The 23,537-nt window shown below is 69.6% G+C and carries 15 protein-coding genes; 8 read left to right on the top strand and 7 right to left on the bottom strand.

What is annotated here, in order from left to right; genetic code table 11:
* Window positions 1-170: 170 nt before the first annotated feature.
* Window positions 171-728, top strand: a complete 558-nt coding sequence (locus ACFYO0_RS24875) for an ATP-binding protein (RefSeq protein WP_388679837.1) — start codon at window positions 171-173, stop codon at window positions 726-728.
* A gap of 514 nt (window positions 729-1,242) precedes the next feature.
* On the opposite strand, the gene ACFYO0_RS24870 is transcribed toward ACFYO0_RS24875, so the two are convergent.
* The gene (locus ACFYO0_RS24870) at window positions 1,243-2,169 is read right to left on the bottom strand and encodes a cyclase family protein (RefSeq protein WP_388679835.1); all 927 of its coding nucleotides are present in this window, start codon (window positions 2,167-2,169) and stop codon (window positions 1,243-1,245) included.
* 98 nt (window positions 2,170-2,267) lie between these two features.
* Here ACFYO0_RS24870 and ACFYO0_RS24865 point away from each other — a divergent pair, with 98 nt between their 5' ends.
* The 3 genes from ACFYO0_RS24865 to ACFYO0_RS24855 are packed head-to-tail and all read left to right on the top strand — an operon-like array spanning window position 2,268 to window position 5,433.
* Entirely contained in the window at window positions 2,268-3,182 is a 915-nt protein-coding gene (locus ACFYO0_RS24865) for an SDR family oxidoreductase (RefSeq protein WP_388679832.1), read from the top strand.
* A gap of 25 nt (window positions 3,183-3,207) precedes the next feature.
* Window positions 3,208-4,374, top strand: coding sequence for an acyl-CoA dehydrogenase family protein (locus ACFYO0_RS24860; RefSeq protein ID WP_388679829.1), 1,167 nt, complete (start codon window positions 3,208-3,210; stop codon window positions 4,372-4,374).
* Window positions 4,375-4,383: 9 nt separating this feature from the next.
* Window positions 4,384-5,433 carry a Zn-dependent alcohol dehydrogenase gene (locus tag ACFYO0_RS24855; RefSeq protein ID WP_388679826.1) on the top strand — a complete coding sequence of 350 codons (1,050 nt, stop codon included), beginning with the start codon at window positions 4,384-4,386 and terminating at the stop codon, window positions 5,431-5,433.
* Window positions 5,434-5,560: 127 nt separating this feature from the next.
* Here the strand turns inward: ACFYO0_RS24855 and ACFYO0_RS24850 are convergent, their stop codons facing one another.
* The gene (locus tag ACFYO0_RS24850) at window positions 5,561-6,595 is read right to left on the bottom strand and encodes a GlxA family transcriptional regulator (protein WP_388679823.1); all 1,035 of its coding nucleotides are present in this window, start codon (window positions 6,593-6,595) and stop codon (window positions 5,561-5,563) included.
* A 71-nt stretch (window positions 6,596-6,666) separates the two neighbouring features.
* Here ACFYO0_RS24850 and ACFYO0_RS24845 point away from each other — a divergent pair, with 71 nt between their 5' ends.
* A complete protein-coding gene (locus ACFYO0_RS24845; protein ID WP_388679820.1) occupies window positions 6,667-7,983 on the top strand; it encodes an MFS transporter in 1,317 nt (438 codons plus the stop codon).
* Between the two features lie 109 nt (window positions 7,984-8,092).
* Here the strand turns inward: ACFYO0_RS24845 and ACFYO0_RS24840 are convergent, their stop codons facing one another.
* From ACFYO0_RS24840 to ACFYO0_RS24820, 5 genes are all read right to left on the bottom strand, one after another.
* Window positions 8,093-8,293: a type II toxin-antitoxin system RelE/ParE family toxin gene (locus ACFYO0_RS24840; protein ID WP_388680360.1), complete on the bottom strand. Its 201-nt coding sequence runs from the start codon at window positions 8,291-8,293 to the stop codon at window positions 8,093-8,095.
* Window positions 8,294-8,421: 128 nt separating this feature from the next.
* Window positions 8,422-9,039: a flavin reductase family protein gene (locus ACFYO0_RS24835; protein ID WP_388679817.1), complete on the bottom strand. Its 618-nt coding sequence runs from the start codon at window positions 9,037-9,039 to the stop codon at window positions 8,422-8,424.
* 71 nt (window positions 9,040-9,110) lie between these two features.
* Entirely contained in the window at window positions 9,111-10,004 is an 894-nt protein-coding gene (locus ACFYO0_RS24830; protein ID WP_388679814.1) for an enoyl-CoA hydratase/isomerase family protein, read from the bottom strand.
* A gap of 139 nt (window positions 10,005-10,143) precedes the next feature.
* Window positions 10,144-12,369 (bottom strand): acetate--CoA ligase family protein, encoded by a 2,226-nt coding sequence (locus ACFYO0_RS24825; protein ID WP_388679811.1) that lies wholly within the window; start codon window positions 12,367-12,369, stop codon window positions 10,144-10,146.
* Window positions 12,370-13,018: 649 nt separating this feature from the next.
* Entirely contained in the window at window positions 13,019-14,206 is a 1,188-nt protein-coding gene (locus ACFYO0_RS24820) for a flavin-containing monooxygenase (RefSeq protein WP_388679808.1), read from the bottom strand.
* Between the two features lie 672 nt (window positions 14,207-14,878).
* Between ACFYO0_RS24820 and ACFYO0_RS24815 the strand changes: the two genes are divergently transcribed.
* The 3 genes from ACFYO0_RS24815 (at window position 14,879) to ACFYO0_RS24805 (ending at window position 23,497) form a co-directional block, all read left to right on the top strand.
* Window positions 14,879-17,290 carry a LamG-like jellyroll fold domain-containing protein gene (locus ACFYO0_RS24815; RefSeq protein ID WP_388679805.1) on the top strand — a complete coding sequence of 804 codons (2,412 nt, stop codon included), beginning with the start codon at window positions 14,879-14,881 and terminating at the stop codon, window positions 17,288-17,290.
* 194 nt (window positions 17,291-17,484) lie between these two features.
* Window positions 17,485-19,548, top strand: a complete 2,064-nt coding sequence (locus tag ACFYO0_RS24810; RefSeq protein ID WP_388679801.1) for a glycerophosphodiester phosphodiesterase family protein — start codon at window positions 17,485-17,487, stop codon at window positions 19,546-19,548.
* A gap of 40 nt (window positions 19,549-19,588) precedes the next feature.
* Window positions 19,589-23,497: a polymorphic toxin-type HINT domain-containing protein gene (locus tag ACFYO0_RS24805; protein ID WP_388679798.1), complete on the top strand. Its 3,909-nt coding sequence runs from the start codon at window positions 19,589-19,591 to the stop codon at window positions 23,495-23,497.
* Window positions 23,498-23,537: the final 40 nt, after the last annotated feature.

The following is a 23,537-nucleotide window of genomic DNA, read 5'->3' as shown; positions in this document are numbered from 1 at the left end:
GCCGTACGCATACTCCTTCGCGCTGGAATATGCCCGAAGCGCTTGTTGGGGTGACTGTACGTCAACCATGCTGTCACGCAAGGGAATCACGGTCCGTGATCCCTGTTTTGCCCATGATCGTGGCCCTCGGTCGCGAGGCGATGTGTCCGCCGGTTCGGATGGTGTGAACGGTGCAGGTGCTTCAAGTGCAGCTGGAGATCCGGCCCGACCCCGCAGAGGTGGGGCGAGCCCGGAGATGGGTCCGTTCGCGGATCGCCGGGTCGGCGATAGGAGTCGATGAGCCGCTGGCCGAGACGCTGATCCTGCTCGTCTCCGAACTGGTCACCAATGCCGTGGTGCACACCGGTAGTCCGGCCGTACTGCGTCTGTCCCTGCCGGGTGCGGCTGCCGACGTGGAGGCCGGGGACTGCACTTCGGCGGAGGCCGCCGAAGCCGCCACCGTCCGCCTGGAGGTGGCCGACACCAGCGCCCGCCCGCCACGCCCCCGTTGCGCGGACGGCGACGAGACCAACGGCCGCGGCCTGGCACTCGTCGACGGCCTCGCCGACCGCTGGGGCTGGAGCCCCGAGGGTGCGGGCAAGCGCATCTGGTGCGAGGTGGACCGCAGTTCGGCCCGCGGCGCGAACACGGCGGCGTCCGACGCGACTCCAGCGGCGTACGAGGGCGGCACAGTGGCGTACCGGGGTGGCGCGACGGCGTACGAGGACTTGGCGTACGAGGCGGTTTGAGCGCCGCGCCCCGAGAGGGGCCGCGGGACCTGAGGGGCGCGGGGCTGTGACATATGCGGCTCTGGCGCGGGGCGCGACAAGCCGCGACGGACCCGCGGTTTCGAAACGCCCCTACAGCGCAGCGCCTCGGCGCACGCAGGGCACGCGATCCGGAATCCGGAGGAACGGCCCAGCCGAGTGCGCCGGTCAATGCTTCCGTACGTGCGCTCACAAATCGGTGATAAGTGATGAATCCCCGAACAGGTGTTGACGTGGCGTGTCCGTTTGATCACGCTTGTGGTCAGCGATTCGCCGTGAGGGGACGACGAGGGTTTCGGTGACGGGGAGCCCTCGACGAGTGCGGGTCGCGATTCGGCGTCGGCTCCTACAGGGCCACGGGGTGTTCCTCGCTCGAGCGGGGGTCGTCCAAGGGGCAGGGCGGGTGCGCCGGAGCCGGATGGCGGCGCGCAGTGCCGTGCTCGGGGCAGCGGAGCGCGCCGCCAACTGATCAGTGCGACAGCGGATCGGTGCGAACTCAGAGAATGGCGACCGGCGCCACGGGGGTTCCCGTGCCGCCGACGAACGGTTCGGGCATCGCCGACAGCAGGAACGTATGGCGTGATTCTTGTCCACAGGCTGTGGACAACTCTTCGAGATTCCAGTTCTGGCCCTGGAGCATCCCCATCTCGACGAGATCGAGGGCGTGGACGGGCAGCCATAACCCCTCTATTTCCGGCGGAAACATCTCAAAAGTGAGGGTGTCGTTGGCGACCGCCGCGACATCGCGCGAGTGAAACCACTCCGGGGTACGGACGGAGAGCCCGGGCGAGGGGTACGCGTACGCGTGCTTGTCGCCCGACAGATAGAGCTGAATCTGTCCGGTGCGTACGAGAACGATGTCACCGGAGCGCACGCGGATGCCCGCGAACTCCTCGGCCGCCTCCAGGTCCTCCGGCGTCACCGCGTGATCGCCTGCCAGGCGATCCGCCCCGCGCGCGCGAGCCACGTCCAGCAGGACGCCCCGCGAGACGATGTGCCGGGGCTTGTCGATGCCGCTGAACTCCGCGCCGGCGTGCGCTGTGACGGTGTCGGCCGGACGGCCGTTGTAGATCATCCCCGAGTGCGAGACGTGGGTGAGCGCATCCCAGTGGGTCGCCGCCTGCAGCCCCATCGTCACGGCGTCGTCGCTGCAGGCGACCGTGCCGGGACCGAAGATCTCCTGGTTGATCTGCACCATGGCGTGCAGGGGATTGACGCGTCCCGGGATCATTCCCGTCTGCACGCCGTCCTGCTGGAGCGGGAGCGCGAGCGGGACACGACGGCCGGTGCGGACGGTCGCGGCGGCCTCGCGTACGACCTCGTCGGTGATCAGGTTCAGCGTGCCGATCTCGTCGTCGGTGCCCCAACGGCCCCAGTTGTTCACGCGCTTGGCGATCTCATGGAACTCGGCCGGCAGTGACATCGGGCCTCCCCGGGGCTTGTCTCCAGGTATCTGACGGGTCGTAGAATCTCACTGAATCTAACGGTCCGTCAGAAACTGCGGGACGGGAAGGGGCCGGTGTGGGGAACTTCTTGGCAGACAAGGTCGTCGCCGTGACCGGAGCGGGGCGGGGCATCGGACGCGCCGTCGCGATCGCGGCAGCCGCCGAGGGAGCGCGGGTCGTGGTCAACGACTACGGAGTCTCCGTGGACGGCGGTTCACCGACGAGCGACGTCGCCGACGCCGTCGTGAAGGAGATCCTGGCGGCCGGAGGTGAAGCGGTCGCCGTCGCCGACGACATCTCGACGATGGCGGGTGGACAGCGCGTCGTCGACACCGCGCTGTCGTCGTACGGGCGGCTCGACGGAGTCGTGTGCGTGGCCGGGATCCTGCGCGAACGCATGCTGTTCAACATGTCCGAGGAGGAGTGGGACCCCGTCCTCGCCACCCACCTGAAGGGCACGTTCACGGTCTTCCGGGCCGCCTCGGCGGTGATGCGGAAACAGGGCTCGGGCGCGCTGATCGGCTTCACCAGCGGCAATCACCAGGGGTCCGTGTCCCAGGCCAACTACAGCGCCGCGAAGGGCGGGATCATCTCGCTGGTACGGAGCGCCGCGCTCGGCCTGCACAAGTACGGGGTGACCGCCAACGCGGTGGCACCCGTCGCCCGTACGCGGATGTCGGCGAACGTACCCATGGAGCTGAAGGAGATCGGCGAACCGGAGGACGTGGCCGCGCTGGTCGTCTACCTGTTGTCGGCCCGTGCCCGCGACGAGGGAATCACCGGGCAGGTCTACACGATCGCCGGGCCCAAGATCGCGGTGTGGGCGCAGCCGAGGGAGCTACGGGCGGCGTACGCGGAGGGCGCGGGCTGGACTCCGGAGCGGATCGCGGACTTCCTGCCGGGGACGGTGGGGGTGGATCCGATGCCGATGCTGGAGCAGTTGGAGGCGATGGCCCGGGCGGCTTCGGAGAAGACACGGCCAAACGCGTAAGACGGCCCGGGGGTGGGAGGGAAGCATGGAGTTCGGGTTCGGCGCTGAGGACGAGGCCTTCCGGAGTGAGGTACGAGCCTGGCTGCGTACGCACCTTGACGGCGGCCCGCCCCGACGGGAGTGGGAGCGGAAGCTCGGGCGGGCCGGCTGGATCGGGCTCGGATGGAGTGCCGACGGCTATGGCAACCGCACGGCGAGTCTCGTCCAACAGGTCGTCTGGGCCGAGGAGTACGCCCGCTCCGGCGCCCCCGCCCGGTCTGGTCACATCGGTGAGAACCTGCTGGCCCCGACGCTCCTCGCGCATGGTTCCGAGGAACAGAAGAGCCGCTTCCTGCCGCCGATCGCCCGTGGCGAGGAACTGTGGTGCCAGGGGTACAGCGAGCCGGGGGCGGGGTCCGATCTCGCCGGGGTGCGTACCGCGGCCGTACGCGACGGGACTTCGTACCGTGTGACCGGCCAGAAGATCTGGACCTCCCTGGCCCATGAGGCGGACTGGTGCTTCGTGCTGGCCCGTACCGAGCCGGGGTCGCGGCGGCACCACGGGCTGAGCTTTCTGCTCGTTCCGATGGATCAGCCGGGCCGGATCGAGGTGCGGCCGATCCGGCAGATGACGGGGACCAGTGAGTTCAACGAGGTCTTCTTCGACGGGGCGCACGCGCGCGTGGAGCACGTTGTCGGGGGCGAGGGGCAGGGCTGGCGCGTCGCGATGGGGCTGCTCGGCTTCGAGCGGGGGGTCTCGACGCTGGCCCAGCAGGTGGGCTTCGCGCAGGAGCTGGGGCGGGTTCTGGAGACGGCCGTCGCCACGGGCGCGGCGGACGATCCCGTCGTACGCGATCGTCTGGTGCGGCAGTGGGCCGAACTGCGGACGATGCGGTGGAACGCGCTGCGGACACTGGGCAGTTGGAGCAGTTCGGAGCCGGAGGCAGCCGGGGAGGCGGGGGCGCCCAGCGTCGCCAAGCTGCTGTGGGGTCGCTGGCATCAGCGGCTCGGGGAGCTGGCGACGCAGGTACGGGGCGCTCAGGCGACGGTCGGGCCGGTGGACTGGGCGCCTTCGGCACCGTACGAACTGGACGCCCTGCAAAACCTGTTCCTGTTCAGCCGGGCCGACACCATCTACGGCGGCTCGGACGAGATCCAGCGCACCATCATCGCCGAGCGGGTGCTCGGCCTGCCGAGGGAACCGAAGGGCTGAGGTGGCCACATGCGGGGCGTGATCTTCGACGGGAAGCAGGTCCAGGTCGCGGACGACCTGGAGATACGGGACGTGGGGCCGGGCGAGGTGCTGGTGGCGATCTCGGCGGCGGGGCTGTGCCACAGCGACCTCTCGGTGGTGGACGGGACTATTCCGTTTCCCGTTCCCGTGGTGCTCGGGCATGAGGGCGCGGGTGTGGTCGAGGCGGTGGGCGCGGGCGTCACGCATCTTCGGCCCGGCAACCATGTGTCGCTCTCCACGCTCGCGAACTGCGGTGCCTGCGCGGAGTGCGACCGGGGGCGGCCGACGATGTGCCGCAAGGCGATCGGGCGGCCGGGTCAGCCGTTCTCGCGGGACGGCCGGCCGGTGTACCAGTTCGCGTCCAACTCGGCCTTCGCGGAACGCACGTTGGTGAAGGCCGTCCAGGCGGTCCGCATCCCCGACGACATCCCGCTGTCCTCCGCCGCACTGATCGGCTGCGGGGTGCTCACGGGCGTGGGTGCGGTGCTGAACCGCGCGAGCGTGGATCACGGGGACAGCGTGGTGGTGATCGGTACGGGCGGGATCGGGCTGAACGTCATCCAGGGGGCCCGTATCGCGGGCGCGTCCGCGATCGTCGCCGTGGACTCGAATCCGGCGAAGGAGGCGGTGGCGAGGCAGTTCGGCGCGACGCACTTCCTGACGTCGACGGAGGGTGTGCGGGACATCCTCCCGACCGGCGCGGACCACGCCTTCGAGTGCGTGGGCCGAGTCGAACTCATCCGCCAGGCCATCGACCTGCTCGACCGCCACGGCCAGGCCGTCCTGCTGGGCGTCCCACCGGCCACCGCGGAGGCGTCCTTCCTCGTCTCCTCGATGTACCTGGACAAGTCGATCCTGGGCTGCCGCTACGGGTCCTCACGCCCGCAGCGGGACATCGCCCTGTACGCCCAGCTGTACCGCGAAGGCCGCCTGCTGCTGGACGAGCTGGTGACGGCGACGTACCCGGTCGAGGACTTCGAGAAGGCGAAGGCGGACGCGGAGGCGGGGCGGGTTGCGCGGGGGGTGCTGACGTTCTGAGGGCCGGAGCTGCGCGGTCTGGAGGCACTTCGCCTGTGCGCCTCCTCTCACTCCGTTCCTGGTCCGCGAGCGCCCGGGTGGCTGCGCGCTGGGGGAGCGCAGACTCGCGTCGGTCTCCCCCGCACGCTCAACTCCCGCTGCCGACAGGGTCGTTCCCGCTGCCGACGGTCCGGCCGTGGCCGCTCCAGGAGCGGAACGTCCGCCGATACGCGGTCGGAGTGACTCCTAGTGCCGCCTGAAGGTGCTGCCGCATCGACTGGGCCGTGCCGAAGCCGGCGTCGCGGGCCACCTGGTCGATGGAGAGGTCGGTGGACTCCAGGAGGTGGCGGGCGCGTTCGACGCGCTGCTGGGTGAGCCACTGGCCGGGGCTGATGCCGGCCTCCTCGCGGAAACGGCGCGTGAAGGTGCGTACGGACATGGACTCCTGCTCCGCCATGTCGCGCAGCTGGATCTGTTCGTGGAGGCGGGCCAGCGCCCAGGCGCGGGCGGCGGTCGTGGTCGCCACCTGAGGCTCGGGCACCGGCCGCTGGATGTACTGTGCCTGCCCGCCGTCACGGAAGGGCGGGACGACGGTGCGGCGGGCCACGTCGTTGGCGACGGCGGTGCCGTGATCGCGGCGTACGAGATGGATGCACAGGTCGATCCCGGACGCGACACCCGCGGAGGTGAGGACGTCCCCGTCGTCGACGAAGAGCACGTCCGCGTCGACCTTGATCTTCGGGAAGAGCCGCTGGAAGTGGTCGGCGTGGGACCAGTGCGTGGTCGCCGGGCGGCCGTCGAGGTAGCCGGCGGCGGCGAGGACGTAACCCCCGGTGCAGATGGAGACGAGGCGGGAGCCGGGCCGGATGCGGCCGAGGGCGGCGGCCAGTTCGTCGGTGAGTCGGCCTTCCTCGAAGACCGGGCCGAGCTCGTACGAGGCGGGGATCACGACTGTGTCGGCCGTGGCCAGCGCCTCGGGACCGTTCTCGACGAGCACGGCGAAGTCGGCGTCCGTCTCCACCCGGCCGGGCGGCCGGATCGAGCAGGTGACCACCTCGTACAAATGCCGCCCCTCGGCGGTCCTGGCACGGCCGAAGATCCGCTGCGGGATGCCCAGTTCGAAGGGGAGGAGCCCGTCCAGGGCGAGGACGACGACGCGGTGCCGAGCCCGATGACCACTCATGGCTCGATCCTAACGAACACTGTCCCTCGGGCCACTCGATCGTTGTCGTCGCAGCACAGAAGCTCTTTGACGTGACTCAGACGCCCGAAGCTTCAGCAGTCCAGGACCAGGTCCCCGAGAGCGAGAGAAGGCGGCGCCGCACGCGCCTGCACCGTGCGTGGTTCGTCGCCGCCGTCACCTTTGTGACGATCCTCGGCGCCGCGGCCTTCCGTTCCCTGCCGGGCCTGCTCATCGATCCGCTGCACCAGGAGTTTCACTGGTCGCGCGGCACGATCGGGCTTGCGGTGTCCGTCAATCTCGCGCTGTACGGGCTCACCGCGCCGTTCGCCGCCGCGCTGATGGACCGCTTCGGGATCCGCCGGGTGGTCGCGCTCGCGCTGCTCGTGATCGCGATCGGCTCGGGCGCGACCGTGTGGATGACGGCGGCGTGGCAGCTGATCCTGTGCTGGGGACTGCTGGTCGGGCTGGGGTCGGGTTCGATGGCGCTGGCGTTCGCGGCTACGGTCACCAACCGGTGGTTCACCGAGCGGCGCGGACTGGTGACGGGGATCCTCACGGCGGCCTCGGCGTCAGGTCAGTTGATCTTTCTGCCGCTGCTGTCCTGGATCGTCTCGGAGCACAACTGGCGCCCTGCGGCCGTGACGGTGGCGGTGGCGGCCGCCGCCGTTGTCCCCTTCGTATGGCTGCTGCTGCGGGACCATCCGGCGGACGTGGGCCTGAAGCCGTACGGATCACGGAAGTTCGTGGAGAAGCCGCCTCCCGTGCCCGGCGCCGCCCGCCGCACGGTGAACGTCCTCTTCTCGGCGGCCCGCACCGGCCCCTTCTGGCTGCTGGCCGGTACGTTCGCGATCTGCGGCGCCTCGACGAACGGCCTGATCCAGACGCACTTCGTGCCCGCCGCCCACGACCATGGCATGCCGATCACGGCTGCGGCTTCGCTGCTCGCGGTCATCGGAGTCTTCGACGTCGTCGGCACGATCGCCTCCGGCTGGTTCACGGACCGCTTCGAGCCGCGGCGACTGCTGGCCGTCTACTACGCCCTGCGCGGCGTATCGCTCTTGTTCCTGCCGATGCTGCTGGCGCCCTCGGTGCAGCTCCCGATGCTCTTCTTCATCGTCTTCTACGGCCTCGACTGGGTGGCCACCGTTCCGCCGACCCTCGCCCTGTGCCGCGAGCAGTACGGCGACGACAGCGCGATCGTCTTCGGCTGGGTCCTGGCCTCCCACCAGGTGGGCGCCGCCCTCGTGGCCTTCCTCGGCGGCGCGGCCCGCGACACCTTCGGCTCGTACGACGTGGTCTGGTACGCCTCGGGGGCGCTGTGCGCGGCGGCGGCGTTGATGGCGTTGGTGATTCGGAGGAGGCCGGAGGCCAAGGTGGCTCTCGCCTGAGCCCGGGAGGGCGGTGCCTGAGGACAGGATTCAGCTCGCGCGGTCGAGCGGCTCGAAACCGACGCGCAGGCGAAGGCCGAGCGCCATGGCGAGGCGTTCGAGCATGGGTTCACTCCTCGTCCGTGCTGTGCTGCTCGTCGACGCACCGGGCGAGGGCCCGCCGAGCACGATCGACCTCGCCGAGCTCCCGCATTCGCTGCTTGCGGCACACGGTCAGCAGGATGATCCGGCGTCCTGACGCGATCCAGTAGGTGATCCGGACCGAGTCCGTGTTCAAGTGGAAACGTAGCTCCCGGAGTTTGCCGTCCAGCTGCCGCGTCTACGGTTCGCCGAGCAGCGGTCCGCGATCGGCCAGTAGGGCGACGTTATGAACAGCTGGCCTGTGTGCTCGAAGATCACGAGAGGTGCACTCGATCGGGTGGCGGACGATGCTCGGTGTCAGAGCGTGAACTGCCCGAACTTCCCCCGATGGAACAGCAGCGGAGCGTCATTGCCCCCGGTCGCCCCCAGCGCCTGCACCCGCCCCACCACGATCAGATGGTCCCCGCCGGTGTGCACGGCGTGGATCGTGCAGTCGATCCACGCGAGGGCCCCCTCCAGTCGGGGCGACCCGGACACCGGTGCCGCGTCATGGGCGACCCCGGCGAACTTGTCCGCCCCGCTCACCGCGAACCCGCGGCACAACTCGCCCTGGTGTGCCCCCAGGACGTTCACGCAGAAGACACCCGCGCGAGCGATCCGCGGCCACGTCGTCGACGTACGGCCGGCCATGAACACGACCAGCGGCGGATCGAGGGAGAGGGAGGAGAAGGACTGGCAGGCGAAGCCGGCGGGGCCGTCCTCGCCGTCGGCGGCGGGCGCGGTGACAACGGTCACCCCGGTCGCGAAGTTCCCCAGTACGCGCCGGAATTCGCCCTGATCGACCGGCGCCCGCTCGTCGTCTCCGACAGCCCGCAGATCCGGTCGTGGCAAGGCCTCCACGGGCCCTGCCACGTTGGAGACCCCGGCCGACCTGAGGTAGCGGACGGCAGCGGCGGCCATCCCTGCGTGTCCCATCACGCCCTCCATTGAACCTGACGGACCGTCAGATAGGAACCCTCCCAACCCTCCGGGAGCCCTCCAAACCCTCAACGCCCGCTGAACTCGGCCCCTCGCCGCTCCACGAACGCCGCCACCCCTTCCTGCGCGTCCGCCGTCGTCATATTGATCTCCTGCGCGGCGGCCTCGGCGGCGAAAGCGGTGGCACGGTCGGTGTCCAGGGAGGCGTTCACGAGCTGCTTGGTGAGAGCGAGGGCCCGGGTCGGCCCGGCGGCAAGGCGCTCGGCCCACTCACGGGCCGTCTTCTCCAACTCCTCGTCCGGTACGACGCGATTGACGAGCCCGAGGCGTTCCGCGTCCGCGGCACTCAGCGCGTCGCCGAAGAACATCAGCTCCTTGGCCCGCTGCGGTCCGATCAGCCGGGGAAGGAGATACGCGCCACCCCCGTCGGGGACCAGGCCGCGCCGTACGAACACCTCCACGAACCTGGCCTGCTCGGCGGCGATCACCAGGTCGCAGGCGAACGCGAGGTGCGCGCCGATTCCCGCCGCGGTGCCGTTCACCGCGGCGATCACCGGCTTCTCGCAGTCGAGGACCGCGGCGATGAGGCGCTGGGCGCCGAGACGGATGACTCGGGCAACGTCGCCGGCGACCCGTTCCGCGGCGAGCGGCCCGCCGCGCAGGTCGGCGCCCGCACAGAAACCGCGGCCCGTCGCGGTGAGTACGACGGCCCGTACGTCCGGGTCGGCGGAGGCTTCGGAAAAAAGTTGGATCAGGTGTTCTCGCTGGTCAGAGGTGATGGCGTTCATGGCCTCGGGCCGGTTGAGGGTGATCCACGCGACGTGATTGTCAGTGGCGTGCCGTACCAATGACTCGAGGGAAATTTCGGGGCCGGAGCGCTGGTCGGGACCGGCGCTCCGGGATGAGCGGGACGAGCGGGACGAGTCAGGGGATTCGCGGTAAGCACGGGGGGAGTCAGACATGCGGGTACTCCGTTTCGTACGGGGCGTGGAGGGAGCCGTACGCGAAATCGTCGGCGCCGTTCGCGGGGTCTTGGGCCATGCTCGCGGGATGGTCGGCGCCGTTCGCGCGGTGGCGTGGCGGTGGCGAGGGCCGCTTGCCTCAGCGGCACACCGCCATCGCGTCCAGCGCGACGGCCCCTTGCCCCCTGGGCAGCACCATCAGCGGGTTGATGTCGAGCTCCGCCAGCTCGCCGTCGAGTTCGAGCGCCATGCGCTGCACTCGGAACACGACCTCGATCAGGGCGTCGAGGTCGGACGAGGGACGCCCGCGGACCCCGTCGAGCAGCGCCCGCCCACGCAGTTCGCCCAGCATGGCCCGCGCCTGCTCCTCGCCGAACGGGGGCACGCGTACGGCCGTGTCCCGCAGCACTTCCACGAGTACGCCGCCGAGCCCGACCGTCACGGTCGGGCCGAAGAGATCGTCCTGCGTGACGCCCACGACCATCTCGACTCCGGGATCGACCATCTGGCACACCAGGACACCGTCGAGCGGGACACCTTCGTAGCGGGCGATGTCGGTCAGCTCCCGGTAGGTGTCGCGGACCTGACTTGCGGAGGTCAACCCGATCTTCACGAGACCCAGTTCGGTCTTGTGGGCGAGCTGCGCACCGGAGGCCTTCATCACGACGGGGTAGCCGACGAGCCCGGCTGCCCGCACGGCCGCCGCCGCGCTGGTCACCAACTGCTCGCGCGGTACGCGGATTCCGTACGCCCGCAGAAGCTGCTTCGCCGCGTGCTCGCTCAGTTGCTGTCCCGGCCGCATCAGCGCCTGGGCCTTGCGGAAGGAGGGCGAGGGCGTGCGCGGCGCCTCGTCGAAGGGGGAGCGGTACGAAGCGGTGAAGTGGGCGTGGTCGAGGTGGGCGCGGACAGCCGTGATGCAGTTGGCGAAGGTGCGGAAGGTGGCGACGCGGGAGGACCCCAACAGGGTGTCGCGGTACGCGGACTCGGTGCCGACCGGCGATCCCCACACCACGCACACCAGCTTGTCCGTCTGCTCCGCCGCCTCCACCAGGTCCTGCGCCAGCTGGTCGCTCATCGGCGGGAAGGGCCCGGTGATCGGGCAGATGAGCACGCCCACCGCCGGGTCGTCGAGGATCGCGTCGATGATTTTACGGCCGCGCCAGTCGCCCACGGGGTGGCCGCCGTTGTCGACGGGATTGGCGACGTCGAGGTACTCCGGTATCCACTGGTGCAGCTCGGTCTGCTTGGCGTCCGACAGCCGGGGCAGAGGCAGCCCCGCCTCGGTCGCCAGGTCCGAGAAGTGCGCGCCCGTGCCGCCCGAGATCGAATACACGACGACGCCGTCGGCACTCAAGGGCCGGGCGCGGGCCAACAGGGCCGCGGTGTCCTGGAGTTCGTCGAGTCCGTCGACGCGGATCACGCCGTACTGCCGCATCGCCGCGTCCACCACCGCGTCGGCGCCGGTCAGCTTTCCGGTGTGTGAGGCGGCCGTGCGGGCCCCGGTCTCGGTGCGGCCGACCTTGACCGCGACGACGGGGACACCGCGCCGGGCGGCCCGGTCGGCGGCGAGCATGAAGGCGCGGCCGTCCTTCAACCCCTCGACGTAGCAGGCGATGGCGCCGATCTCCGGCTGCTCGGCGAAGTAGGAGATGAAGTCGGCGGTCTCCAGGTCGGCCTCGTTGCCGGTGGGCGCCCAGTGTGAGAGCCGTACGCCCAGTTCCTGCATCGTGAAGACGGGACGCCCCTGGTGCCCGGACTGGGTGATCAGCGCGATCGCCGGCCCGTCCAGGTCGTCGCGGAACTTCTCGAAGGCGTTGAGATTGGTGTTCGGCCCGAGCAGCCGCAGCCCGGAGCGCTCCACGGCGGCGGCGAGGCGGGCCTGCGCGGCGGCGCCCTCCGCTCCGGTCTCGGCGAACCCGGAGGCGAAGGCAACCGCGAACTTCACCTTGGCCTCGCCGAGTTCCTCGATCACAGGGAGGGGGTCGGAGACCAACAGCACGGCCAGATCGACCTGTTCGGGCAGGTCTGTGACAGAAGGGACGCAGGATATGCCGAAGACGGACTGACGGGTGGGGTGCACCGGGTGCAGCCGGGCACCGACACGCTCGGCCCAGGAGAGCAACTGCCTGGTGATGCCGGTGTTCGGCCGCCCCTCGGCATCCGAGGCGCCGACGACGGCCACGGACTCGGGGCGGAAGAAGCGGTCGAGGTCGGGTACGCCGGCGTACAGCGGCCGGCCGCTGACGTCGAGGTCGTCGGTGTCGGCGGGCCTGCCGTGCACGGCAGGCGCCGGTTGCTCACCGCAGGCGATGACCCGGGCCCGGCGGGAGTCGGTGGTGAGGGTGCCGTGGGTTGATCCAAGCATCGGTCCGCCCGCTCCTGTGTGGCTGCCAATAACTGACGCAGTGTCAGATTACTGAACTGACGCTGCGTCAGGAACCGGCCTGCATGCAAAGAACTTGTGGCGGACACATGGGTGATACCCGCCACGGTCGTCAGGGGAACGTGGCTGGACGGCATCTGGGTGCGCCGGACGACCTCCGCGGCCACACGCACTCCGGAGCGGACGGCGCCGTCTGCGTAGCCGTTCCGGAAGCCGGAGGTTTCCGTGCAGGACTGGAGGATGCCGTCGGCGGGCTTGCGGAGGGCGGGGCGGTGAGCGACGGGCCGCCTTGCGAGCTGCCCGCTCGCCGTGCCCGCGACAGCTCGCGGTTGCGGCTGCGCCCCGCACCTCCGCGCCTTCTGCCGTACGCCTTGACCGCTGACCGCTGACCGCTGACCGCTGACCGCTGACCGCTGACCGCTGACCGCTGACCGCTGACCGCTGACCGCTGACCGCTGACCGCTGACCGCGCCGCGCCCACGACAGATGTGCCCGGTCACTGCGCCATGAGGGCCGTCGGCCGCACCGGCGTGCCCGCGACCGCCCGCCGGCCCGGGCTATCGACCACCGTGTCGGCGCCGGCCACCGCGCCGCGCGCTGGTGCGGGCTGCCGCCCGCGCCGGCGCACCCGCTATCCCCGCCCGTCCGCCTTCGCAATCGCCTTTGCGATTCTCGGGGCGTCCAGGGCGAGTTCGCGGAGCATGCCGCTGATCGGGTTGGTGTAGCCCTGGAAGTAGAGACCTGGCGCGTTGGCCGGGGTGCGGGCGCCGTGGACGACCGGGCGGCCGCGTTCGTCCAGGACGCCGAGGTGGCCGACGAGGTCCTCCAGGGCGCGGCGGTAGCCGGTCGCGGCGATGACGACGTCAGGGCCGATCCGGTCGCCGTTCGCGAGGACGACCTTGCCGTCCTCGAAACCATCGACGGCGGCCACGATCTCGACCTTCCCCTTGCGTACGGCGTCGATCAGGCCGACGTCCTGCACCGGGACCGAGCCTTCGTTGACGCGGGAGTAGAGCCCGGTGTCAGGCCGGGGCAGGCCGTGGGCCGACAGATCCGGCACGCTGATCTTCCCCACCGGCCCGGCCAGCCGGTCCACCCAGGCGACCGGCAGCCGGCGTACGAGAATCCCGGTGCGCTGGGCGGGCCATCCGGCCGTGGACCGGCGCAGGATGTGCGGCGCGGTCCGCACCGAGAGCCGTACGCGCGAGGCCCCGCCCTCGACGAGGTCGACGGCGATCTCGGCACCCGTGTTGCCGATGCCGACGACGAGGACGTCGCGGCCGGCGTAGGGGGCGGCGTTGCGGTACTGGCCGGCATGCAGCAGCTCGCCGCTGTACGCGTCGCGGCCCGGCCAGTCGGGCACGTGGGGCGTGTGGTTGTAGCCGGTGGCGACCACGACCGCACTGCCGGTCAGCTCGCGCCCGCCGGTGGCCCGCAACAGCCAGCCGGTGCCGTCCGCGGCGGGCTCCACACGGGAAACCTCCACCCCGGTTATGACCTCGAGCTCATGGTGCTCCGCGTACTTCTCCAGATACCGCACCACGTTGTCCCGCGAGACCCAGCGCCCGAAGGAGCGCGGCATCGCGAGGCCCGGCAGCGAGGACAGCCGCCTGGTCGTGTGCAGATGCAGCCGGTCGTAGTGCCGCCGCCAGGACGCGCCGACATGCTCGGACTTCTCGAGCACGACGGCTCGTATGCCCTGGGCGCGCAGCGCGTACGCCGCGGAGAGCCCGCCCGGGCCGCCGCCTATGACGTACACGGGACGGTCCTCGTGTGACGGCACGGCGGGGGACGTCGAAGAGGTAGTCGAGTCGGCCATGTGCGTGAGCGTATTCAGCTCGTCACTTGATGGGTCTCGGTCAAGCCGGGAATTGATTGCGAATCGATCACGCTGTGGGGGAGGTGTGGGTGGCTGGTGTCGTAGGCCCTCAGGCGTGGGCAATTGGAGATGCACGACGTGGACAGCGGGAGTTGTGCTACGGCAGGCGGTCGGCGCCCCTGTCGGCGCCCCTGTCGGTGCCGCTGTCGGGGTCGGCGCGGACCAGCCCCGTGGAAGGGGGAATTGCGCGGATCACGCGCCTTCAACAGTCCCTTCCGACGCCCCGCCGGGCGTCGTTCCCCGGCGCTGTCTTCCATCTGGTGCGTGCGGACCAGACGCACCCGTTCCTGGGGCGTGCTGACGTCATGTTGACCAAAGTGTGATGCAAAAGTGCCGGAATCAGCCAGCGTTGATTGATTTTGGCTTTGATTCTCCTGTGAAAATCGTGAACTTCACGTAAAGATCCTTGGGTGGTCGCGCCTGTCCTTTGAACGAGGCCGAGGCGCGTCATCCAGGTGCTCAGAGTCGGCTGTTGCCAGTCATGACCCGCACCGATCACTGCATGCCCGAGTCCTCAGGTGACTCAGATGACGTGGCATGCCCAAACACTGAAGTTCATGCAGGGGGAGTACGTACATGGGATGGCGCGGCATGCCCGGGCGGGTGGGAATCGTGGCCCTGGCAACGCTGGTGGCGGCCACAGCCTGGAGTACCGGACCGATGACCGGCCTCGCGCAGGCGGCGCCCGGTGAGGTACTGGACTCCCTGGTGGAGGACTTCGCTTACCCGGACCGGGACCAGCTGCTGGCCGAGAAGGGCCTGAAGCTCATAGCGGGCGACGGCAACATCACGCTGGCCGAGTGTGCGTCCGGCGGCAGTGAGCTGGTGCGGATCAACAGCCGTGACAGCGGCAACATCTGCTTCGCGGTCTCCGGGCCGGTGGGTTATCTGGCCCTGGAGATCCAGCGCACCTACCTGGCGAAGTCCGACACCAGGGACGACGTCGTGGCCACGGTGCGCACGGAGAACACCAGGACCAACGAGACCAAGGTCGAGGAGGTCGGCCTCGAGCCCGACACTTGGAAGTCGCTGGGTGAGGGGCTCGACCCCGACCTTCAATCCACGGTGGTGGAGTTGGGTGTCGGTGAGGGTAAGGCCCGGTCGCTGCCGACGGGTGACGCGGACCGCCCGTGGCTGGCCCGTGTCACGGTCGGCGAGCCGGGCCACGAGGGCGGCCGCAACTGCAGTGGCACCCTGGTCGACCGGGCCTGGGTGCTGACCGCGGCCAGCTGTTTCACCGACGATCCGGCCAAGCCGGTATCCGCGGGTGCGCCGACCCGCGTGTCCACGGTGAGCTTCGCGGGGAAGGCCCCGGTGAGGATCAACCATGTGGAGCCGCGTGGCGACCGGGACGTGGTGCTGGCACGGCTGGCCACCCCGGTGACCGGTATCGCCCCGGCCACGCTCGCGGGCAACGTGTCCGCCGACGGGACCGAGCTGGTGGCCGCCGGATACGGCCGTACCGGCACCACGTGGGTGCCCGCGGGCCCCCACAACAGCAAGGCCACGCAGAGTGGCACCACCGCCACCATCGTGGAGATGACTGGCGGCCGGATGTGCAAGGGCGACGCCGGCGGCCCGGTCCTCGACGGGAACGGACGCGTCATCGCTGTGCAGAGCCAAGCCGATCACACCGGATGCCTGGGGCAGCCCGGGCAGGGCAACAGCGCGACGGCAGCCCGCACCGACAACATCACCGAGTGGCTCGACGACAGCGCCTTCACCGGCAAGGCATCCTTCGGTCTCGACGAGGGTGCCGGTTCGCGGCGGGTACTGGGCGGCGCGGCGCAGGAGTTCACCGCCGGTGTGGCCGGCGGTGCCCAGCTCGGTTCGGAGGGCAAGGCCGGAACCGGGTTGAAGCTGAACGGGACGTCGGCGTACGCGGCCACGACCGGGCCGGTGGTGGACACCACGAAGTCGTTCTCGGTGTCGGCGTGGGTGAAGCTGGACAACAAGAACGCCAACCACACGTTCCTCTCCCAGGCGGGGACGCGGGCGAGCGGCTTCCAGCTGTACTACTCCAAGCACTACGACAAGTGGGTGTTCAACCGGCACACCGAGGACGCCGACGACACCGGGATCGCCCGGTCGCTCAGCACGGACATCGCGCAGGCTGGGGTGTGGACGCACCTGGCCGGGACGTACGACGCGTCGACGCAGAAGATCCAGCTGTTCGTCAATGGCAAGGCACAGACGGCGGCAGCCTTCACCACGCCGTGGCGTGCTGCGGGCGGACTCCAGATCGGCCGACTCGGCTACAAGGGCGGCTTCCAGGAGAACACCGCCGGAACCATCGACGACGTGCGCACCGTGCAGTCCGTCATCACGCAGGCGGACGCCACGGCGATCAGCGGGGGCACGCTGCCGGCGCATCTGCAGGAGCTGGCGTCGTTCCCGCTGAACGAGGCCGCGGGCAGCGCCCGGGTCAGCGGCGGCATGGGCGCCGGTCCGGTCGCGACACTGGCCGGCGGCGGTGCCCAGCTCGGTGCCGCGGGCAAGGTCGGCACGGGACTGAAGCTGAACGGGACTACCGCGTATGCGGCGACCGCAGGCCCGGTGGTGGACACCACCAAGTCGTTCTCGGTGTCGGCGTGGGTGAAGCTGGACAACAAGAACGCCAACCACACATTCCTGTCGCAGGCGGGTACGCGGGCGAGCGGCTTCCAGCTGTACTACTCCAAGGCCCTGGACAAGTGGGTGTTCAACCGGCACACCAAGGACACCGATGACACCGGGATCGTGCGGTCGACGAGCTCCGAGACCGCGCAGCCCGGGGTGTGGACGCACCTGGCCGGCGTGTACAACGCGTCGACGAAGAAGATCCAGCTGTTCGTGAACGGCAAGCCGCAGACGGCGGCCACCTTCACCACGCCGTGGCGTGCCGCGGGCGGCTTGCAGATCGGCCGGCTCGGCTACAAGGGCGGCTTCCAGGAGAACCTCGCCGGAACCATCGACAACATCCGCGTCTGGGACCGGGCCGTCGGAGTCGACGAGATCTTCAACGACGGTATTCAGGTCGGCTGACCGACGCCGAGTTCATTTCACCACCGGGGCCCGCTCCCGCAGGAACTGCCGCAGCGGGCCCCGATTTTCACCAGTACGGGGCGCGCATTCCCCTGCACCCTGACTCATCAGACAAGCCTGGATCACACATGCATGCACATCGCGGAATTCCGCGGTCATTAACACGTCTTGCGGCAGCGGCGACGATTTTGTCGGTGGCGGCATCAAGTGCCGTACTCGCGACGTCGGTCGAAGCGCAGGCGGCACCCCGTCAAGCAACCGCCGTCGAGGAGAACGCGGCTTTCGGCCTGGACGAGGGTGCCGGTTCGCGGCGGGTACTGGGCGGCGCGGCGCAGGAGTTCACCGCCGGTGTGGCCGGCGGTGCCCAGCTCGGTTCGGAGGGCAAACTCGGCACCGGACTGAAGTTGAACGGGACGTCGGCGTACGCGGCGACTGCCGGTCCGGTGGTGGACACGACGAAGTCGTTCTCGGTGTCGGCGTGGGTGAAGCTGGACAACAAGAACAGGAACTACACGTTCCTGTCGCAGGCTGGTGCGCGGGCGAGCGGTTTCCAGCTGTACTACTCGAAGACGTACGACAAGTGGGTGTTCAACCGGCACACGAAGGACGCCGACGACACCGCGCTCGTACGGTCCCTGAGCACGGACTCCGCGCAGGCCGGTGTGTGGACCCATCTCACCGGTGTGTACGACGCGTCCGCCAAGACGGTCCAGCTGTTCGTCAACGGCAAGGCACAGACGGCAGCGGCCTTCACCACCCCGTGGCGGGCCGCGGGCGGACTCCAGATCGGCCGCCTCCACTACAAGGGCGGCTTCCACGAGTACACGGCCGGCCAGGTCGACGATGTGCGGACCGTGCAGTCCGTCATCACGCAGGCGGATGCCACGTCGATCAGCGGGGGCACGCTGCCGGCGCATCTGCAGGAGCTGGCGTCGTTCCCGCTGGACGAGGCCGCGGGCAGCACGCGGGTCAGCGGCGGCATGGGCGCCGGTCTGGTCGCGACGGTGGCCGGCGGCGGTGCCCAGCTGGGTGTGGCGGGCAAGGTCGGCACCGGGTTGATGCTGAACGGGACGTCGGCGTACGCGGCGACTGCCGGTCCGGTGGTGGACACGACGAAGTCGTTCTCGGTGTCGGCGTGGGTGAAGCTGGACAACAAGAACACGAACTACACGTTCCTGTCGCAGGCGGGAAACCGCGCCAGCGGCTTCCAGCTGTACTACTCCAAGGCCTACGACAAGTGGGCTTTCAACCGGCACACGAAGGACGCCGACGACACCGCGATCGTACGATCGCTCAGCTCGAAAGCGGCGAAGGCCGGAGTGTGGACGCAGCTCACCGGTGTGTACGACGCGTCCGCCCAGACGGTCCAGCTGTTCGTGAACCGCACACCGCAGACGGCCGCCGCCTTCACCACGCCGTGGCGTGCCGCGGGCGGTCTGCAGATCGGCCGGCTCGCCTACAAGGGCGGTTTCCAGGAGAACTTCGCCGGAACCATCGACAACGTCCGCGTCTGGGACCAGACCGTCGTGATCGGCTGCGCCGGCACCGACGGAGTCGGACATCGCGGCGCTCCCGACATCGCTCCGGAGAACACGATCGCCTCCCTGGAGGCGGCGGCCGATGCCGGTGCGGACTGGGTCGAGACCGATGTGCAGTTCACCAAGGACGGCCGGCCGGTCATCATGCACGACGCGACCGTGGACCGGACGACCAACGGCACGGGACGCGTCGACGAACTCACCGCCGAGGAGATCTCCGGGCTGACCGTGGACGGCGGAGGTCGCGTTCCCACCCTGGAACAGGCGTTGTCCGCCCTGAAGGTCAAGCCCGCTCGGCTCCTCCTGGAAATCAAGGGACCGCAGACGACCGCAGCCGTCGACACCGCCCTCCGGCTCGTCGCCGAGGCCGGGATGACCGAGCGGACACTGCTCCAGTCCTTCGACGAGGACATCGTGCGGGACGCGGCAGCCTCCGCATACAAGACCGAAGTCGCGCTGCTGCGCTCCACCCTCGACGCCGATCCCGTGGCCACGGCACGGGCATTCAAGCTCAGCACCTACGCGGTGAAATTCACCGGCCTTTCCGCCCGCCCCGCCGTGGTCGACCAGTTGAAGGCGGCCGGCGTCGACGTTTTCGTCTGGACGGTCGACAGCGAAAGCCAGTGGAAGACGACGGCTTCGTGGGGCGTGGACGGCCTTATCACCAATGGGCCTGAGCGGTTTGTGCCCTGGCGGGACAGCAACTGTGTCGAGAAGTGACCTGCCCTTGAGGAAAAGGGATCTGAGGAAGAGGAAATTGGTGAGGAAATTCAGAGGGGCGCCGGGGCGGCGTGGCGTCGCCGCGACGCTGATGGCTCTGGCGTTGGTCGCGGGGGCGGACCTGAGTCCTGCCGCCGCGGACGACGAGGTGCCCGCGTTCGGCAGATCCGACGTTCTTTGGGAATGGGAGTACGGCGGTCCGGGTGTACGGCGGGCCGCTGAGGCCGTCCTGCTCAGTCCGGATCAGGACGTAGACACGTTCATGAACCAGGATCTGCCGGACCTCCAGGAGGAGGACCTGCGGGTTCAGGTGGCGCAGATCATGGCCATCGGCGGTCCGGGTGTGCGGGAGGCCGCCAACACCGCGCTGGACGGCGGAGTCGAGGAACTTCAGGCCTTCCTGGACGAGGGTTTCGTCCAGCCCTACGACGATGATCTGCGTGTCCAGGTCGCGCAGATCATGGCCGCCGGCGGACCCGGTGTGAAGGAAGCCGCGAACAAGGCTCTGAACGGCACCGCCGATGACTGGCGCAAGTTCATCGAGCAGGGCCAGTACCAGAAGCGGGAGGAGGACAACCGGGTACAGGTCGCCCAGCTGATGGCGGCGGGCGGCCCGAATGTGAAGAAGGTCGCCAACCAGGTCCTGGACGGCACTCCCGAGGACGTACAGGAATTCCTCGACGAGGGCTGGCAGGTCGCGGCCGCGCGGGACCAGGAGACGCTGACCGTCGCCCAGTTGGCCGCGCTCGCCGACAAGGCACAGAAGCAGGCCACCCGGCTGACCGAGGAGGCCAAGGAAGAGGCGGCCAAGGCGGCCAAGGCGACCCAGCGGGCCAAGGAGGCGGCGCAGGTCGCAGCGAAGGAAGCGCAGGAGGCGAAGTCGTCGGCGGGCAGAGCGGCGGCGGCAGCGTCACGGGCGGCTTCCGCTGCCGACCGGGCGGCTCAGGCGGCTCGTACGGCGGTGTCGTCGGCTGCGGCGGCCAACCAGGCGGCGCGGGTTGCCGCTACGGCGGCTGCGCAGGCGGCGTATGCGGCGGGGCGGGCCGGAAGTGCGGCGTCCACGGCCAGGTCGGCTGCCGCGGCGACCGCTTCTGATGCGAGTCGGGCGAAGGACGCCCGTATCGCCGCGCAGAACGCGAACGCCGCCGCCGAGGGGGCGCGGAAAGCGGCCAAGGCTGCCGAACAGGCCGGAATCGCCGCTGAGAACGCGGGGAAGGCGGCCGGGGCCGCGGCCAGTGCCGGGGTCAACGCCGCGGCGGCTGCGACGGCGGCGGCCGAGGCCGGTCGCTGGGCCGGAGAGGCCGGTGCGAAGTCCACCGAGGCCGAGGTGGCGGCGGCCAGGGCCAGGCGGCTGGCCGCTCAGGCCACGCGTGCGGCGGGCGCCGCGCAGTCCAACGCCAAGCAGGCCGCCACGGCCGCGCGGCAGTCCCGTACGGCGGCCAACGACGCTGCGGATCACGCGGAGGCGGCGGCCAAGGCGGCGAACAAGGCCGCCGACGAGGCGGGCAAGGCGGTGGACGCGGCGAAGGAGTCCAAGGCCGCGGCGGATGCCGCGACCAAGGCGGCCAACAGCTCGCAGAAAGCTGCCGATCAGGCCAAGACGGTGGCGGAGTTGGCGCGTAAGACGGATGAGGAGCGCCTGGTCCAGCAGCAGGAAGAGAACGTCCTGGCGGCCGAAGAGGCCAAGAAGGCCGAGGATGCGCGCGTCGCCGCCGCCACGTGGGAAGCCGGGCGGCTTCAGCAGCTCAATGCCCAGACGCAGAAGCTGTGGGACGAGGCCGTCGCGGCGTCCGATGCGAAGGTCACGGCCGCCAAGGGCCGCCAGGTCGCGGTCAACCTGCTCTCCGGTGGCGGGACGTGGGCCCGTAGCGCCGCCGAGACCGCGCTGATGGGTACCGACGCCGACGTGGAGGAGTTCGTCCGTGCCTCTCTGACGGTTGCCTTGGAGCAGGACGACCGCGCGAGCGTGGCGCACATCGCCAACACCACGGACAAGCCCGCGCAGCGGCAGGCCGCACTGGATGTGCTGGACAAGCCGATCGCGCAGGTACGGGAGTTCCTGCGGACGAAGGCCTATCCGGGCAAGGAACACGACGACCGCGTCACCGTCGCCCAGATCATGGCCGCGGGCGGACCGGGTGTGAAAGAGGCCGCCAACAAGGCCCTGGACGGTACGGCGGCCGACCTGCACCAGTTCCTGGAGGTCGGTCAGTACAAGGCCCGCGAGGACGACGACCACGTCGCGGTGGCGCAGGCGCTGGCGAACGGTGGTCCCGAGGTCAAGGCCGCGGCCCAGGCGGTGCTGTCGGGGCCGTCCTCCGGTCTGCGGGATTTCTTGCAGATCGGTCTGTTCCGGGCGCAGCAGCGGGATGCCAACACTGCCGCCCACGTCGCCGAGATCGACATCCTTCTCGCGGCCGGCGACCGGTCGGCGGCGCTGGCCCACAAGGACGCCGCCGAGGCGCAGCGTGTCGCGGCGGAAGCAGCCAAGGACGCCGCCGCGGCCGTCAAGTGGGCGAACAGGGCCAAGGATTCGGCGAAGCAGGCGGATACGTACTCGAAGCAGGCCGACAAGTCCGCCGACCAGGCGGCCAAGTCGGCCGCGAAGGCCGCCGAGTCGTCCAAGAAGGCGAACAGCGCCGCGGCAGCGGCCCGCAAGGACGCAACTGCGGCGACCCGTTCCGCGGAACAAGCAGTGAGGTCCGCGAGTCTCGCCTCGAACTATGCCTCGCAGGCCCATACCGCCGCGTACCAGGCAAGCCTCTCCGCCCAGGCCGCGGGCAAGGACTCCGCAGCGGCAGCCAAAGCAGCGACCGAGGCCATGAAGACTGCGGCCGACAAGCTGGTTGCGGAATTGAAGGCGGAGGTCGAAAAGCAGCGCGGTGAGGACGCGAAGCCTCTTACGGAGGCAGAGCGCGAGAAGCTCATCAGGAAAAGGCTGTACGAGGCCGAGAAGAACCTCGTGACGAGCGGGGACCTTCGGCCCGGCGAGACAGTTCTGATCTGCGCGAGCGGCGGCCCCGGGGTGATCGGTGGGTGTACTGAGAGCACTTACCTCGAACGGCTGATCGCCTGGTACACGGGTGCGTTCGAGGTCGAAGAGTGCCTCCAGTCGAAAGACCTCTCGTGTCTCAAGGGCCTCGCACTCAGCGCCCTGAAGGTCAAGGCGCTCAAGGGGCTGAAGGCGTGCCAGAAGAACAGCTTCGTACCGGGCACCCGTGTCCTGATGGCCGATCGGCGGACCAAGCCAATCGAGGACATACGCGTCGGCGACCAGGTAGTGGCCACCGACCCGAAGTCCGGCGAGACCGCGGCGAAGAGTGTCCAGGCGACCATCACCGGTGACGGCCAGAAGAACCTCGTCGACATCACCGTGGCCAGCCCCGGGGCAGAGTCGACCGGCACCCTGATCGCCACCGACCGGCACCCCTTCTGGGTGGCAGGCGACAAGAACGCGTGGCTCGACGCCGCGGCAGTCGAGCCCGGCGACCGGCTGCGGACGGACGGGGGCACCTACGCAAAGGTCAACTCCACCAAGTCGTGGACGGCACCCGGCCAGCGCGTCTACAACCTGACGGTCGCCGATCTCCACACCTACTATGTGCTGGCGGGCGGGACTCCGGTCCTCGTACACAATTCGGGTGGACTCTGTCCGAAAATACTGGACGAGACCTACAAGTCGGCGAGCACGCCAGCAAAGCTGGAGCATGTTATCGACCCGGAGAAGCATGGCTTCGCCGGCCTAGTCGCTCGTTCTGGCGGCCGTGAGCAGGCAATGCGACGCATCGTGGACAGCCTGGGAGATGTAAGCGACCTTCCGGCAGCGGGGCGATTTGAAGTGCGTCGAGTCATAGATGGTGAGAACGTGACTATTCGAGGAGCTGTCGTCAACGGCGTTCCGAGAATCGGCACGGCGTTCAATCCCGATAAGTTCCCTGGAGGCAATTAAATGCGGGTACCCGTCGAACCGCGCCCGCTGACCGCTAAGG

The organism is Streptomyces sp. NPDC006365, assembly GCF_042870755.1.
GTDB classification, from domain to species: domain Bacteria; phylum Actinomycetota; class Actinomycetes; order Streptomycetales; family Streptomycetaceae; genus Streptomyces; species Streptomyces xiangluensis.
This window is presented reverse-complemented; position numbering and strand designations above follow the sequence as displayed.

Coding starts and splice junctions, on each gene's coding strand:
- ACFYO0_RS24870 (WP_388679835.1), bottom strand. CDS start 2,169: ATGTCACTGCCGGCCGAGTTCCATGAGATCGCCAAGCGCGTGAACAAC.
- ACFYO0_RS24850 (WP_388679823.1), bottom strand. CDS start 6,595: ATGAGTGGTCATCGGGCTCGGCACCGCGTCGTCGTCCTCGCCCTGGAC.
- ACFYO0_RS24855 (WP_388679826.1), top strand. CDS start 4,384: ATGCGGGGCGTGATCTTCGACGGGAAGCAGGTCCAGGTCGCGGACGAC.
- ACFYO0_RS24830 (WP_388679814.1), bottom strand. CDS start 10,004: ATGTCTGACTCCCCCCGTGCTTACCGCGAATCCCCTGACTCGTCCCGC.
- ACFYO0_RS24860 (WP_388679829.1), top strand. CDS start 3,208: ATGGAGTTCGGGTTCGGCGCTGAGGACGAGGCCTTCCGGAGTGAGGTA.
- ACFYO0_RS24825 (WP_388679811.1), bottom strand. CDS start 12,369: ATGCTTGGATCAACCCACGGCACCCTCACCACCGACTCCCGCCGGGCC.
- ACFYO0_RS24835 (WP_388679817.1), bottom strand. CDS start 9,039: ATGGGACACGCAGGGATGGCCGCCGCTGCCGTCCGCTACCTCAGGTCG.
- ACFYO0_RS24820 (WP_388679808.1), bottom strand. CDS start 14,206: ATGGCCGACTCGACTACCTCTTCGACGTCCCCCGCCGTGCCGTCACAC.